Consider the following 14261-nt stretch of genomic DNA (forward strand, 5'->3'; position numbering starts at 1 on the left):
TGGCTACGGTCCCTTCCATACGACGGCGGTAGCGCCGTCTATTTCCATCACGGTCACGGTGGTACCCGGGGCATAGACCTCGGTCTCGTCGAGTGGACGAGCGGTCCACACCTCACCACCGAGCTTGATCTGACCTTCGTGTGCAGTGACCTGCTCGAGCACCACGGCACTCTTGCCGGTGAGTGCTGCCATGCCCATCGGGGTATCGGGCGGATTAGCGAAGCGCCGCAACAGAATCGGTCGCAACCCGAGAACCAGCGCCAGAGACAGGACACCGAAGACGATCGCATCGGCCCACACCGGGAAATCCGTGAGAGCAGAGACACCGGCAGTACCAAGGGCACCGCCGGCAATCATCAGAAGGAAGAAGTCACCCGTCAGTGCCTCGGCACCGGCGAGCACCACTGCCGCTATGAGCCAAATGATCGCTGCCACAGCCTCCATCCAATCACGAATCGGACATCCGGCGGTGGAGTGAAGCCTGCGGAACGTCCTGACCTGGGCGTTCAGCAGTACAGAGCGTTCACTCGGTGACGAAGTCGACCAATTGTTCGACGGCTCCGATCAACGGTGCCTCGAGGTCCCGAAAGCTCGACACCGACGAATACACCCGACGCCATCCCTCCCGCGGACTCCCCCACCCCAGCTCTCGGCAGATTCCGGTCTTCCAATCCTCGCCCCGCGGGATCTTCGGCCAGGCATCGATACCGACAGCAGCAGGCTTGACCGCCTCCCAGACGTCGATGAACGGATGACCGGTGACCAGCACATGCTCGCCCAGCGACCTCGTCAACTTCGACTCCTTGGAACCGGTCACCAAATGGTCCACCAGCACTCCGACACGCCGGCCGGGGCCTGGACCGAAATCAGCCAATCGCTCCCCCAGATTGTCCAGGCCTTCCAGGTGCTCGACGACCACTCCCTCCACTCGAAGATCGTGCCCCCACACACTTTCCACGAGGGCCGCGTCGTGCACCCCTTCGACCCAGATCCGGCTCGCGCGGGCCGTTCGTGCCCGCAGTCCCTCGACTTTGGTGGACCCGGAGGCAGAGCGCGACTGCTGCGGTGTCGCAGCGGCGGGCTTCGGGCGGACCAGAGTCACCCGACGGCCGTCGATCAGGAACGCGGCTTCGCGCAGGGCGAACAGTCGCGTGGTGCGGGCACCGTCCTCGAGTCGGACGAAGTCTCCGTCATAGGTGCGCTCGAATCCGACCACCGCACCGCAGTAACCGGTTCCGGCGTCTTCGACGACCAGTCCGCGGTCGGCCGGAACTTCCGGCGCCGGCACCTTCCGCATCCGACTGTGCCCTTTGAGAATGTCTCCGCCGTACATGTCGTTCACGGCGGTCAACGCTAGCGACACCGGCGTCCCGAGCACGGTTCGCCACGCCGACCTATGCTCGTGAGTCGTGTGTTCTTCGAGTGCGAGTCTTGCCCTGTGGGCCAGTTCCTGGCTGGCCGGTGCCAGCTCACCGGACGACGTCATCGACGCCATGTCCGAGTGGGCTCCGATGCATCTGGTGGGTGCGGGCGATGCGGGTGCGGCCGCGAGCTTCGGACTGCAGCATCCCGGTTACGTCGAGGGCATCGCAGGCCTGCTGCAGGCGATCAGGGCCACCGCAGGGGCAGAGATGCGGTCTGCAGTCGGAGACGACCGGGTCAGACTCGTTCTGCCTGCCCCCGGTGCCGTCAGCGGAATGCCGGCGAACACGGATTTCTCGCGCGCCGCCCTGAACGCCGGGCAGGCCGTGATAGTCGGTGCCTCGGGCAACCACGGGATCGGAGTGGTGCCGATCGTCGAGGGACCGGATGTGTTGCGCTGGACCGTGTATTCGATCGTCGTTCCCGAGCACGGCCATCGCGAACAAGGCTTGGGCGAGGCCGAATACGAGATGCGCGAGGCCGTTCGCGGCGCGGCGGACGCTCTCGCCCAGATGCAGTCGCTCCCCACCCGAACCCTGCAATCCGATCCACGCGCCCGCATCGCCGCACTGATCGCCGACGCGGCCCGGCATCGCTACCCCGCCGAGATGTCGGACAGGGCATTCCGGGTGCTCGAATCGGCAGACCGGGTTGCGGCTATTCTGACCGTCGCGGCGGGGTCTGCTCCGTCGGAAGCCCCCACCGCGACAGCTGCTGCGGCGCGCGAGGAGTTGGTTCGGCCGCTGTGGGCTGCTGTCCGTACTGCCCGCACCATCGCTGTCGCGACGAGCATCGAAGCGGCGATGCACTCCGCTTGATGCCCGTCGGTCGTTCGATCGGTGACTATCGGGAAGCGGCCCCGGCAGGACGAGCCGGCCGGGTCGGTTGCTCGCAGCAGCCGACGGCGCAGCGATTTCCGTCCAGCGTCGAACCGTAGCCCGGTACGCGTCCGAGCCCGCGGCAGTCGGCACCGAGGCGGTACTCGTCGACGAGCTCGCGAATCATCTTGGGAAAACGCACATCCGACCCGGGGGTTCCGGCGCGGGCGAAGGCCATCCCGAGCTCGCGGGCCTTCTCCTCGGCCTCGGTGTCGAGATCCCACACGACCTCGAGATGGTCGGACACGAATCCGATCGGACACACGATCACCGCGTCGACCGACCGAGCCGAGAGCGCTTCGAGATGGTCACAGATGTCGGGGTCGAGCCACGGAACCTGTGGCGGTCCCGATCGGGACTGCCACACCAGGTCGTAGTCCTCGACACCGGACGCGGCCGCAACGAGCCTCGAGGCCTCGGCAACCTGACGGCTGTAGAGGTGACCGCCGTCTTCGGGCGGACCGGCATTGGCGTCGGCGGCCGAGGGGATGGAGTGTGCGGTGAACACCAGGCGTGCACCGGCGCGGTGCTGCTCGGGCAGTGAGGCTCGCGCCGATGCGACGGCATCGGTGAAAGCGTCGACCATCAGCGGGTGGTCGTAGTACTGCCGGATCTTGAGCAGGTGCGGTGCGCCGTCGCCCACTGCGTCGCGGGCTCGGGCGATGTCCTCGTGATACTGCCTGCACCCGGAGTAGCCGCCCCACGCCGACGTCGGGAACACCAAGGCGTTGCCGATTCCGTCCGACTTCATGGTCGCCACGGTGTCCTCGATCATCGGATGCCAGTTGCGGTTTCCGAAGTAGATCGGCAGATCGATTCCAGCCGAATCGAATTCGGCCTGCAATGCAGAGATGATGTTGCGATTGAGCTCGTTGATCGGGGAAACACCCCCGAAATGCATGTAGTGCTCGACGACGGCGTCGAGACGCTCGGGCGGAACACCGCGTCCGCGAGTGACGTTCTCGAGAAACGGTCGAACGTCGGCAGGCTTCTCCGGTCCGCCGAACGAGAGCACCAACAGTGCGTCGAAATCTCCAGGGGTGGTCATGAATCCATTGTGCCCCTGCCGCAGCAGGGCTGCGGCAGGGGCACAATCGGTCGACGAAACCTACGGTGAGCGAGCCCACGTCGGACTCCGCTCACCGCGACGTCACATGTTTTCGGGCAGGTACGTGTTGTGGCTCGCTCCACCGTCGACGTACACGATGGATCCGGTGGTGCCGGGCAGCCAATCCGACAGCAGCGCAACGATGGACTTGGCGACGACAGTGGGGTCGTTGACATCCCAACCGATCGGCGCAGCACCGTCCCAGTACACGTTCAGCTGGTCCATCTTGGCCGCATCACCGGTCGCGGTACCCGCAATCGCCTTGGCGGCGAGAGTCCTGATCGGTCCTGCGGCAACAAGATTGGAGCGGATGCGCTTGGCTGCGCCCACTTCCCGTGCCACGTAACGGTTCACCGACTCGAGGGCGGCCTTGGCCACACCCATCCAGTTGTAGTACGGCATCGAGGTGCGCGGATCGAAGTCCATTCCGACGATCGAGCCACCCTCGTTCATGACCGGGAGCACGGCGCGCGCGAGCGACGCGTAACTCCACGCAGAGATCTCGAATGCCCTCGCGGCATCGGGGCCGGGGCCGTCGAGGAACGGCTTGGCGTCCGGTCCCATCAGGGTGCGGGGTGCGAACGCGATGGAGTGCAGGACCCCGTCGATGCCCTCGGGGGCCACTTCGCGTACTCGATCCGCCAACGCGGCGAGGTGCTCCTCGTTGGTAGCGTCGAGCTCGATCGCCGGGGGCACCTCCTTGGGCAGCCGCTGCGCGATCCGGTCGATGAGCCGGAGCCGATCGAAGCCGGTGATGATCACCTTGGCACCCTGCTCCTGCGCCATGGCTGCGGCGTGAAACGCGATCGACGCGTCGGTGATGATGCCGGTGATCAGAATGGTCTTGCCTTCGAGCAATCCGCCCATAGTGCTGTTTTCCTTAGTTCGGAGGTGTACGTCTATCGAAATCGTTGTGCGAGTAGGACTTCAGTGCCCCATACCCATACCGCCGTCGACGGGAATGACCGCGCCGGATACGTACGACGAGTCCGGTCCCGCGAGGAAGCTCACGACTGCCGCGACGTCCTCGGGCTGACCGAGACGTTGAAGGGGGATGAATTCTTTTGCCTTGCCGCGCAGGTCGTCCGAGAGCTCTGCGGTCATGTCGGTTTCGATGAACCCCGGGGACACGACATTCGCCGTGATGGACCGCGAGCCCAGTTCCCTCGTGATCGACCGAGCCATGCCGATGACTCCCGCCTTGGACGCTGCGTAATTGATCTGCCCCGGTCCACCGGCCATGGCCACGACCGAACTCAAGAAGATCATCCGGCCCCAGCGTGCGCGCAACATGGCGCGGTTGGCGCGCTTGGCGACGCGGAAGGCTCCGGTGAGGTTTGCATCGATGACCCGCTGGAACTGATCCTCGGTCATCCGCATCAGCAACGTGTCGTCGGTGATGCCCGCGTTGGCCACCAGCACCTCGACCGGTCCCTGCTTCTCCTCGACCTCCTTGAAGGCTGCGTCCACCGAGGCGGAGTCGGTGACGTCGCAGACGACTCCGAACAGACCGTCGGGCGCTCCCGATCCGCGGTGGGTGACGGCCACCTTGTGTCCGTCGGCTTGGAGCCGTTGGGCGATGGCCAGACCGATACCCCGGTTACCTCCGGTGACGAGTACCGATCGCGCGATGAAGTCAGGTGTGGACATGCCTAGCAACCTATCTGTTCGTCCTGGAATGACAAAGCGAAACTTACTGGTGAGTAATAACAGCGATCACGGCAATCGTTGTCGCATCACCAAAGCCGAACCCAACCCCGACGAGATGAACAGGACACCGAGAATCAACCACGGGCGCGAGGCGTCTCCGCGAGTGATCTCGAAACCGATCTGCTCCTCGAGGGTGTCGTACACGTCGCGCAGGTCCTCGAGCGACGACGCGGTGAAGAAGCTGCCGCCGGAGAGAGTCGCGATCTCGCGCAGGGACGGATCATCGACGGGTACCGGCACTCTTTCCACCCCACCCTCGTCCTCGATTTCGACCGAGCCGTAGCTCGTGCCGAACGAGATCGTGGAGATCGGTACGCCTTTGTCCTTGGCTGCCCGCGCCGCGGTGTACCCGCCGCGTGGGTCGTCGAGGTTCTGCGGAACGGTCTGCTTACCGTCCGAGAGCAGCACGATGCGCGCCGGCGGTGCCGCGTCGCCGCCGCCGAGGATCGCTCCGAGAGTGTCGATCGACTGCAGCGACGTGAAGATCGCCTCACCGGTGGCCGTTCGCTCGCTGAGCTGCAGCTTGTCGATGGCGGACTTGGTGGCTTCGCGGTTGGCCGTGGGCGACACCAACACGGACGCGGTGCCCGCGAAGGCGACCAACCCGAGGTTGATTCCTGGTGTCAGACCGTCGGCGAAGGACTTCGCGGCTTCCTGAGCAGCGGCCAACCGGGTCGGCTCGACGTCGGTGGCCTCCATCGACAGCGAGACGTCGATGACGAGCATGACGGTGGCACGGTTGCGTGGGACGCGCTCGTCCGCCGTAGGACCCGCCATCGCGACTGTCAGAAACAGCAGACCGACCAGCACCAGGGCGGTGGGCAGGTGTCGCAGTCGGTTCGGCCGGGCGGGCGCAACGGACTCGAGCAGCTCCATGTTGGAGAAGCGAAGAACGTGCTTCTGCTTGCGCCGTTGGACCCAGATGTAGCCGACCGTGAGCGCGATGACGACGACGAGAAACCCGAGCCACCACGGCGAAGCGAAATCCGTCAGGCTCATCGCGTACCTGTCCGAGCGGTATTGGTGAAACCGGATCCGATGGTGTGTCTGCGCGCAGTGACGAAGCGGACGACGTCGGCGATCCAATCACCGTCGGTACGCAGTGTCAGCCGGGGCGCTCCGCAGCGCCGCAGCGCCTTCTCCACGTCGTCGCGGTGCGCTGCCGCGGCACGGGCGAAGTCTGCTCGTAGCCGAGGCGTCGTGCTGAATTCGCGAGTGCGGCCGGACTCCGGATCGTGCAGCACGACGTCGCCGACGTCGGGTAGTTCGAGGTCACGCGGGTCGAGTACCTCGACGGCCAGCACGTCGTGTCTGGCCGAGATGGCGCGAAGTGATCGTTCCCAGTCGATGGGCCCGAGAAAGTCACTGATCACCACAGCCATGCCGCGGCGTCTCTCCGGCCGCCGCAGAGCTTCGATGGCCGCCCGAAGATCGCCCCGCACACCGTCCTCGGCCGAGGGCGTCGTGGCAATGGCACGCAGCATCGACTGGGTGTGTACGCGACCACCTCGTGCCGGAATGCGAGTGGTGCTGGCCCCGGTGGCCACCACCGCGCCGATTCGATTGCCACCACCGCCCGACAGATGCGTGATGGCGGCCGAAGCCGCAACAGCCAGATCCCGCTTCTCGCACCCGGTGGTGCCGAAATCGAGGCTGGCCGACAGATCGACCACGAGCCAGGTCTCGAGTTCACGATCGGCCACGGACTGGCGCACGTGCGGATGCGTTGTGCGTGCCGTGACCGACCAGTCCATCTGGCGAACGTCGTCACCGGGCTGGTACTCCCTGGCGTCGCCTGGCTCGGAACCGGGACCAGGAATCAGCCCGAGATGGTCCCCGTGCAGTACCCCGTCCAGCCGTCGGCGCACCGTCAATTCCAAGGTCCGCAACGCTGCAGCCAACTTAGGATCACGAAGCTCACCCGAGCGGAAGGACGGCGGCCGAGAAACGCCGGTACTGCCGGCCGTCACGGGAGCGGTGTCGGATCCGCTCACTGACCCGGCGTACCGATCGACGATCCGTCACCCGACGGCTTCTGCAGCGAGGGTGCCGGCTGACCGTACTGACCGCCGCCCTGCGGAGGCTGTTGAGGTCCTGGCTGCTGCGACTGCGGCTGCACCGGGCCCTGTGGCGGAAATTGGCCGGGAGCGGGATACTGGCCCTGGGCCGGGTACTGCCCCTGCGGCCCGGCCTGACGGCCGTCGAAGTGCGGGCCGTCCGGACCGGATCCGTTGCTCTGCGGCGCCGGAACCGCCTGCGGCGACACCTGCGGCAAACCGACGGTCTGCAGCACTCGAGAGATGACCGTCTCGGGAGTCACCTCGTCCGCGAGGGCGTCGTAGGACAACACGAGACGGTGCCGAAGCACGTCGGGAATGACTTCGAGAACATCCTGCGGCACCACGTAGTCGCGTCCACGGAGCAGAGCGAGAGCCCTCGACGCCGCGATGATTCCGAGCGTTGCGCGCGGTGATGCACCGTAGGCGATCCAGCTGGCCACGTCGTCCAGGCCGAACTGCTCGGGCGTACGCGTGGCAGCGATGACCCGAACGACGTAGTCGACGAGCGCGTGATGCACGAACACCGAGCTGGCCAGATTCTGCAGCCGAACCAACTCGACCGGGTCGAGGACCTGCTTGGGCTCGGGCGCCTTGATGCCCATGCGATAGACGATCTCGCGTTCTTCCTCGACCGTCGGGTAGTCGACGACGATCTTGAACAGGAACCTGTCGCGCTGAGCCTCGGGAAGGGGGTACACGCCCTCGTTCTCGATGGGGTTCTGCGTTGCCATCACCAGGAACGGATCGGGCATCGGGAAAGTCCGGCCACCGATGGTGACATGACGCTCGGCCATGACCTCGAGCAACGCGGACTGCACCTTGGCCGGCGCGCGGTTGATCTCGTCGGCCAAGACGAAGTTGGCGACGACGGGGCCGAGTTCGGTGTCGAACTCCTCCCGGCCCTGACGGTAGATCCGGGTTCCGACGAGGTCGGTCGGAACCAGGTCGGGAGTGAACTGGACTCGCGAGAAAGAGCCGCCCACGACGCGCGCGAACGTCTCGACGGCAAGTGTCTTGGCTACGCCCGGGACGCCCTCGAGCAGCACGTGTCCGCGGGCGAGCAATCCGACCAGAATGCGTTCGACCAGGCGATCCTGACCGACGATGACGCGTTTGACCTCGTACACGGCCTTCTCGAGAAGCTGGACGTCCTCGGCCAGGCCTGGGCTGTCCACCCGCTTCGGCTCCCCACCCTGTGGATCACGAGTCGAGGTCTCGACGTGAGCCGACTCCTCGTCGTTCGAAATCCGGCCGTCACGTGATGTCACCAAGAATTCACCGCTTTCAGTCGATCATCGTCGGGCGCGTGTCGATACCGCCGCGATCAACTATTCCAGGTGATCGCCGAGCGCGCCGAAAGGCACCCCCGAGGCGAGGCCGGAGAGGCACCGGATCGTGCTCAGGACACCATGCGGACTGCGTAGGGAGTCATGCCGCTGTATCGCACGTCGGACACCTTGACCACCGAGCCGGACTGTGGCGCTTCGAGCATCTTGCCGTCACCGAGGTAGAGCGCAACGTGCTGGCTGGCGTTCGGGCCGTAGAAGATCATGTCGCCGCGCTTCATGTCCGAGGAAGGCACTTGCTTACCTGCGGTGTACTGATAGCCGGTGTAGTGGGGCAACGAGATGCCGAGGCCGGCGAAGGCGTAGATCATCAGGCCGGAGCAGTCGAACCCGACCTTGTTGTAATCGCCGTAGCTGTCGGCGACGCCGCCGTCCCTGATGCCCTTGGTCGGGCCGTTCTCGTCGCCGCCGCCCCAGGAATACGGCACTCCCAGTTGACTCATTCCGCGGTCGATCGCCAACTCGACGGCTGCGCTTCCGGTGACCGACGGCGTGGTGGACGTCTTCGGTTTGGTCGGTGTCTTCGGTTTGGTGGGCGTGGTTGTGGTCGAGCTGTCCGAATCGGTCGTCGCGCTCGAATCTTCGTCAACGTCCACGTGCGAACGTTGGCCTTCGGCAATGGCTGCCGCGCGTTGCTGGGCGGCAAGATTGGCCGACACCCGGGCAGCTGCCTGCACAGCAGCTTCCTTCGCTGCGGCGGTGGCGGCCGCGATGGCCGCATCCTCGGCTGCCTTCTGGGCTTCCCAGTCGCCGTATGCCGCTCGCTGATCCTGCAGACCGGCGACATTGCTGCGCGCCGAATCGAGCTCGGTCTGGGCGGCGTCACGCTGGGACTCGATCGCTGCTTTCTGATCGGCCTCGGCCTGCAGAGCAGCTTGGGCCTCGGCGATGGCCTGCTCGGCCTCAGCCTTCTTGGCCTCGGCTTCCGACGCCGCTGCATCTGCCTGCTGCTTCGAGTCCCGCGCCGCAGAATCGCGATTCGCCTGTTCGGTCCGGGCCCGCTGGAGCCCGTCGAGCACCGCGTTCTGGCTGTTGGAGAGCACCTTGAGTACTTGGGCACGATCCAAGACGTCGTCCGGTCCGCTCGAACCGAGGAACGAGGCCATCGACGCAACACCGGAGCCCTGCGTGTAGCTGGACTTCGCGAATTCGTCGAATTTGCGCTGGGCTGCCTGAATTTGGGTGCCGGCATCGGCAAGTGCCTGTTGTGCTGCGCCGACGACCGCGGCAGCGACGTCCGCTGCGTCGCGCGCATTCTGCAGATCCACGAGGGCCTTGTTGACGCCCTCCCGCTTCGAGGCAACCTCGTCGTCGAGTCGAGCGAGTTGCTGGTTGGCCGACGCGATCGCGTCGATCAGCTGACCGACCTGGCCCAGGCGGGAATCGACTGCACTTCCGGCGGCAGCGAGGTCGCTGTCGGATGGGTTCGGCGGTGGCGGCGGCACGGCGGCGGCAACTCCGGGAAGGGTTGCCATCAACGCGATGACGAGGCCGGCACCTACCAGCACGAATCGGGTACGGACGAGCGCTTTACGGCGGGTGGCGCGGACTGGACGTCGGCTCACGAATATCTCCCTCGGGTCCGGCATTCAGTCAGGTCCGAGTCGAACCGTCGTGCCGCCGACGCGCTTGCCGTTCCCACCCCGATCGCAGGTGACGGTGAGCGCTATCGCCGGGCGGGAAAGAAGCACGCAGCGACACGACAGGTGCGAACCACGTCAGTCACACCCGAAGCAGTGGCCTCCCGAGTTCCCCACGGACGACACTCTGCCTTCTGCGACACTCCTTCCCCAGCAGTGCCAATGGCACCGTACGACACTTTGCACCCTAAAGAAACTCCAGTCCCAAATGACACATTTGTAATTCCACCAGGCACAACGCCGTGAACTCGGGGTTTGCCGGAAACAATTTTTCCGACTTTTTCCTGCGGCACGGCCGTTGCAATCACGGCCGGATCTACGGTGCGGGCGTCAGTCACCCGAACGACGCGTCGACGCGTCGTGTCAATTCTCTCCGGAGTCGCGATTCGCGCTCTCGGGTGCCGTCGCCCGAGCCCGGAATCTGCGGGCCTTCACGACTGCAGTCAGAGTGGCAACGGCAGCTACGACGACGACGAGTCCACCGGTGAGCAGACCCCACGGCGTCTGATCCTCGACGAGCGTGTCGACGAAATTGTCGGCCGCGACGATGTGGTTTCCGGTGTAGGTGCGATCTTGACCGGCTTCGAGGGTCACCCGGCTGATCGAGTCGCTGAACGTGCCCACTTGCCCGGGGCTCAGGACCAGTACGGTGCCACCCTCGCGTGCACCGACTGCGGTGGCGAGGTCGCGCAGCTGCGAGTCGTGGCGCGGTTCGTTCGGCACGATCACGATGCTCAGATCGATCCCATGGTCTTCTGCGCGAGCCACAGCTGCGGACAACGCTGCTTCCTCGTCGGCGGGCGCACTCACGCCGGTCTCGCGGACCGTGGCGACGATGCTGTCGACGTCCAGACCTGCCGGAATATCGGTGGCAAGTGGGGAAACGGCGTGAATCGGTTCAGGCATCTCTCGTCCAGTCGGTAGGAACCAGTCGCGTGAAACCCTACGTCACAGTGCTCTCGATACCCGGGAGGCGTGCACCTCCAGGGCAGCAACTGAGGTCGCCCTTCATTGCGTCGCTCGAAACAGTACGTGAGGATTGTGACGCGGGTCGTTCTGTCGGCATCCTCCGCGAAACGGACCCGCACGTTTTCACAGGACAAGCGTACTGTTAGACTTCCATCGAGACACTGCCCGAGCGTCCGCAGGCAATACGCACGCCGGATGCCATGCCGAGACACACGGACAGCGTCTCGCTTCAACCGTCGACACAGCCCCGTCGGCGGTGTGCCTCATAGACGAGTGGAGCTGAAGTGACCGCAAGTAATGATTCATTCGGTGCAAAGGGCACCCTCGAAGTCGGAGAGAACTCGTACGAGATCTTCCGGCTGTCGGCTTTGCCCGGTGCCGAGAAACTGCCCTACGCACTGAAGGTCCTCGCGGAGAATCTCCTTCGCACCGAGGACGGTGCCAACATCACCGCCGACCACATTCGTTCGATTGCCTCGTGGGATCCGTCCGCGGAGCCGAGCTTCGAGATCCAGTTCACCCCTGCACGCGTCATCATGCAGGACTTCACCGGCGTTCCGTGCATCGTCGACCTCGCCACGATGCGTGAAGCCGTCACCACCCTGGGCGGCGACCCCAACAAGGTCAACCCCCTCTCCCCCGCCGACATGGTCATCGACCACTCGGTCATCCTCGACGTCTTCGGCCGCGCCGATGCCCTCGAGCGCAACGTCGACCTCGAGTACGAGCGCAACGGTGAGCGCTACCAGTTCCTGCGTTGGGGACAGGGCGCGTTCGACGACTTCAAGGTCGTCCCCCCGGGCATGGGCATCGTGCACCAGGTCAACATCGAGTACCTCGCACCGACGATCATGACCCGCAAGGGCCAGGCCTACCCCGACACCTGCGTCGGCACCGACTCGCACACCACGATGGTCAACGGCCTCGGTGTGTTGGGCTGGGGCGTCGGCGGCATCGAAGCCGAGGCGGCCATGCTCGGCCAGCCCGTCTCGATGCTCATCCCCCGCGTCGTCGGCTTCAAACTCTCCGGTGAGATCCAGCCCGGCGTCACCGCGACCGACGTGGTGCTGACCGCAACCGAGATGCTGCGCAAGCACGGCGTCGTCGGCAAGTTCGTCGAGTTCTACGGCGAGGGCGTGGCCGAGGTTCCGCTCGCGAACCGCGCCACCCTGGGCAACATGAGCCCGGAGTTCGGTTCCACCGCAGCGATCTTCCCGATCGACGAAGAGACGATCAACTACCTGCGCCTCACCGGCCGCAGCGACGAGCAGCTCGCGCTCGTCGAGGCGTACGCCAAGGAACAGGGCATGTGGCACGACCCGAAGAACGAAGCCGTGTACTCCGAGTACATCGAGCTCGACCTCAACACGGTCGTTCCGTCCATCGCAGGCCCGAAGCGCCCGCAGGACCGAATCCTGTTGTCCGAGTCCAAGGTTGCGTTCCGCAAGGACATCCACAACTACGTCGAGGAGAACCACCCGAAGCACGAGGGTGACAGCAAGCTCGACGAGGCCCTCGACGAATCGTTCCCGGCAAGCGACTCCGCTTCGCTGAGCTTCGCCGAAGAGGATTCCGTCGACGTTCGTTCTGCCGCATACGGTTCCGAGGGTCGTCCGAGCAAGCCGATCCGGGTCACCACCGACGAGGCAGGCGAGTTCGTCCTCGATCACGGTGCCGTCGTGGTGGCAGGCATCACCTCCTGCACCAACACCTCGAACCCCTCGGTCATGCTCGGCGCAGCACTGCTCGCGCGCAACGCCGTGGAGAAGGGCCTGTCCACCAAGCCGTGGGTCAAGACCAACATGGCACCCGGCTCGCAGGTCGTCACCGACTACTACGAGAAGGCCGGCCTGTGGCCCTACCTCGAGAAGCTCGGCTACTACCTCGGTGGTTACGGCTGCACCACGTGCATCGGCAACACCGGCCCGTTGCTCGAGCCGATCTCGAAGGCGATCAACGACAACGACCTCTCGGTTACCGCCGTGCTGTCGGGCAACCGCAACTTCGAAGGTCGCATCTCCCCCGACGTCAAGATGAACTACCTGGCCTCACCGCCGCTGGTCATCGCCTACGGTCTCGCGGGCACGATGGACTTCGACTTCGAGACCGACGCACTCGGCGAGGACCACGAGGGCAACCCCGTATACCTCAAGGACATCTGGCCGTCCTCGCAGGAGATCGAAGACACCATCAAGTCGTCGATCAGCCGGGACATGTTCAGCAAGTCCTACGAGACCATCTTCGCCGGCGACAGCCGCTGGCAGAACCTGTCCACCCCCGAGGGCGACACGTTCGAGTGGGATCCCAAGTCGACGTACGTGCGCAAGCCTCCGTACTTCGACGGCATGACGATGGACCCGGCTCCGGTCGAGGACATCAAGGGTGCACGCGTACTGGCCCTGCTCGGCGATTCGGTCACCACCGACCACATCAGCCCGGCAGGACCCATCAAGGCAGGTACGCCTGCTGCGCAGTACCTCGATTCCCACGGGGTCGAGCGCAAGGACTACAACTCGCTCGGATCGCGCCGCGGTAACCACGAGGTCATGATTCGCGGAACCTTCGCGAACATCCGTCTGAAGAACCAGCTGCTCGACGACGTCTCGGGTGGCTACACCCGCGACTTCACCCTCGACGGTGGACCGCAGTCGTTCATCTACGACGCGTCGCAGAACTACCAGAAGGCCGGCATTCCGCTGGTCGTACTGGGCGGCAAGGAGTACGGATCGGGAAGCTCGCGTGACTGGGCGGCCAAGGGCACCTCGCTCCTCGGCGTCAAGGCCGTCATCACCGAGTCGTTCGAGCGCATCCACCGCTCCAACCTCATCGGCATGGGCGTCGTTCCCCTGCAGTTCCCGGCCGGCGAGAGCGCAGCGTCGCTCAAGCTCGACGGAACCGAGACGTTCGACATCGTCGGCGTCGAAAAGCTGAACGAGGGCACCACCCCGAAGACGATGGCAGTGACCGCGACCAAGGAAGACGGAACCAAGGTCGAGTTCGACGCCGTGGTCCGTATCGATACCCCCGGTGAAGCGGACTACTACCGCAACGGCGGAATCCTGCAGTACGTCCTGCGCAACATGATCAGAGGCTAGTCACACGGCACTGAAGACAGACGCCACACAGCG

General features: G+C 65.1%; 12 protein-coding genes. 2 read left to right on the forward strand and 10 right to left on the reverse strand.

Annotated elements, in window-relative coordinates:
* Positions 1-3 precede the first annotated feature (3 nt).
* Positions 4-435: an NfeD family protein gene (locus BH93_RS13915; RefSeq protein ID WP_032378478.1), complete on the reverse strand. Its 432-nt coding sequence runs from the start codon at positions 433-435 to the stop codon at positions 4-6.
* Between the two features lie 88 nt (positions 436-523).
* Positions 524-1333, reverse strand: coding sequence for a DUF3097 domain-containing protein (locus tag BH93_RS13920; RefSeq protein WP_037174292.1), 810 nt, complete (start codon positions 1331-1333; stop codon positions 524-526).
* A 76-nt stretch (positions 1334-1409) separates the two neighbouring features.
* Between BH93_RS13920 and BH93_RS13925 the strand changes: the two genes are divergently transcribed.
* Positions 1410-2240: a hypothetical protein gene (locus tag BH93_RS13925; RefSeq protein WP_037173787.1), complete on the forward strand. Its 831-nt coding sequence runs from the start codon at positions 1410-1412 to the stop codon at positions 2238-2240.
* Positions 2241-2265: 25 nt separating this feature from the next.
* Here the strand turns inward: BH93_RS13925 and BH93_RS13930 are convergent, their stop codons facing one another.
* The 8 genes from BH93_RS13930 to BH93_RS13965 form a co-directional block, all read right to left on the reverse strand.
* Positions 2266-3348: a ferrochelatase gene (locus tag BH93_RS13930; RefSeq protein ID WP_037173788.1), complete on the reverse strand. Its 1083-nt coding sequence runs from the start codon at positions 3346-3348 to the stop codon at positions 2266-2268.
* Positions 3349-3450: 102 nt separating this feature from the next.
* Entirely contained in the window at positions 3451-4275 is an 825-nt protein-coding gene (gene inhA, locus BH93_RS13935; RefSeq protein WP_032377850.1) for an NADH-dependent enoyl-ACP reductase InhA, read from the reverse strand.
* A 60-nt stretch (positions 4276-4335) separates the two neighbouring features.
* Entirely contained in the window at positions 4336-5058 is a 723-nt protein-coding gene (gene fabG1 / locus BH93_RS13940; protein ID WP_032377849.1) for a 3-oxoacyl-ACP reductase FabG1, read from the reverse strand.
* Positions 5059-5124: 66 nt separating this feature from the next.
* The gene (locus BH93_RS13945; protein WP_032377848.1) at positions 5125-6117 is read right to left on the reverse strand and encodes a VWA domain-containing protein; all 993 of its coding nucleotides are present in this window, start codon (positions 6115-6117) and stop codon (positions 5125-5127) included.
* Positions 6114-7112, reverse strand: a complete 999-nt coding sequence (locus tag BH93_RS13950; RefSeq protein WP_230592489.1) for a DUF58 domain-containing protein — start codon at positions 7110-7112, stop codon at positions 6114-6116. Before BH93_RS13950 ends, BH93_RS13945 begins: the two co-directional genes overlap by 4 nt.
* Complete coding sequence (locus tag BH93_RS13955; protein WP_037174295.1) at positions 7109-8353, reverse strand: AAA family ATPase; 1245 nt, start codon at positions 8351-8353, stop codon at positions 7109-7111. The genes BH93_RS13950 and BH93_RS13955 overlap by 4 nt, the downstream gene beginning before the upstream one ends.
* 224 nt (positions 8354-8577) lie before the next feature.
* Positions 8578-10089, reverse strand: a complete 1512-nt coding sequence (locus BH93_RS13960; protein ID WP_032378474.1) for an NlpC/P60 family protein — start codon at positions 10087-10089, stop codon at positions 8578-8580.
* A 438-nt stretch (positions 10090-10527) separates the two neighbouring features.
* A complete protein-coding gene (locus BH93_RS13965; RefSeq protein ID WP_032377847.1) occupies positions 10528-11070 on the reverse strand; it encodes an Rv1476 family membrane protein in 543 nt (180 codons plus the stop codon).
* A 347-nt stretch (positions 11071-11417) separates the two neighbouring features.
* Here BH93_RS13965 and BH93_RS13970 point away from each other — a divergent pair, with 347 nt between their 5' ends.
* Positions 11418-14228: an aconitate hydratase gene (locus tag BH93_RS13970; RefSeq protein ID WP_032377846.1), complete on the forward strand. Its 2811-nt coding sequence runs from the start codon at positions 11418-11420 to the stop codon at positions 14226-14228.
* Positions 14229-14261: the final 33 nt, after the last annotated feature.

It is taken from the genome of Rhodococcoides fascians A25f (assembly GCF_000760935.2).
Classification (GTDB): domain Bacteria; phylum Actinomycetota; class Actinomycetes; order Mycobacteriales; family Mycobacteriaceae; genus Rhodococcoides.

Excerpts from the sequence above, each read along its gene's own strand:
- BH93_RS13920 (WP_037174292.1), bottom strand. The coding sequence starts at position 1,333 with ATGTACGGCGGAGACATTCTCAAAGGGCACAGTCGGATGCGGAAGGTG.
- BH93_RS13930 (WP_037173788.1), bottom strand. The coding sequence starts at position 3,348 with ATGACCACCCCTGGAGATTTCGACGCACTGTTGGTGCTCTCGTTCGGC.
- inhA (WP_032377850.1), bottom strand. The coding sequence starts at position 4,275 with ATGGGCGGATTGCTCGAAGGCAAGACCATTCTGATCACCGGCATCATC.
- fabG1 (WP_032377849.1), bottom strand. The coding sequence starts at position 5,058 with ATGTCCACACCTGACTTCATCGCGCGATCGGTACTCGTCACCGGAGGT.
- BH93_RS13945 (WP_032377848.1), bottom strand. The coding sequence starts at position 6,117 with ATGAGCCTGACGGATTTCGCTTCGCCGTGGTGGCTCGGGTTTCTCGTC.
- BH93_RS13965 (WP_032377847.1), bottom strand. The coding sequence starts at position 11,070 with ATGCCTGAACCGATTCACGCCGTTTCCCCACTTGCCACCGATATTCCG.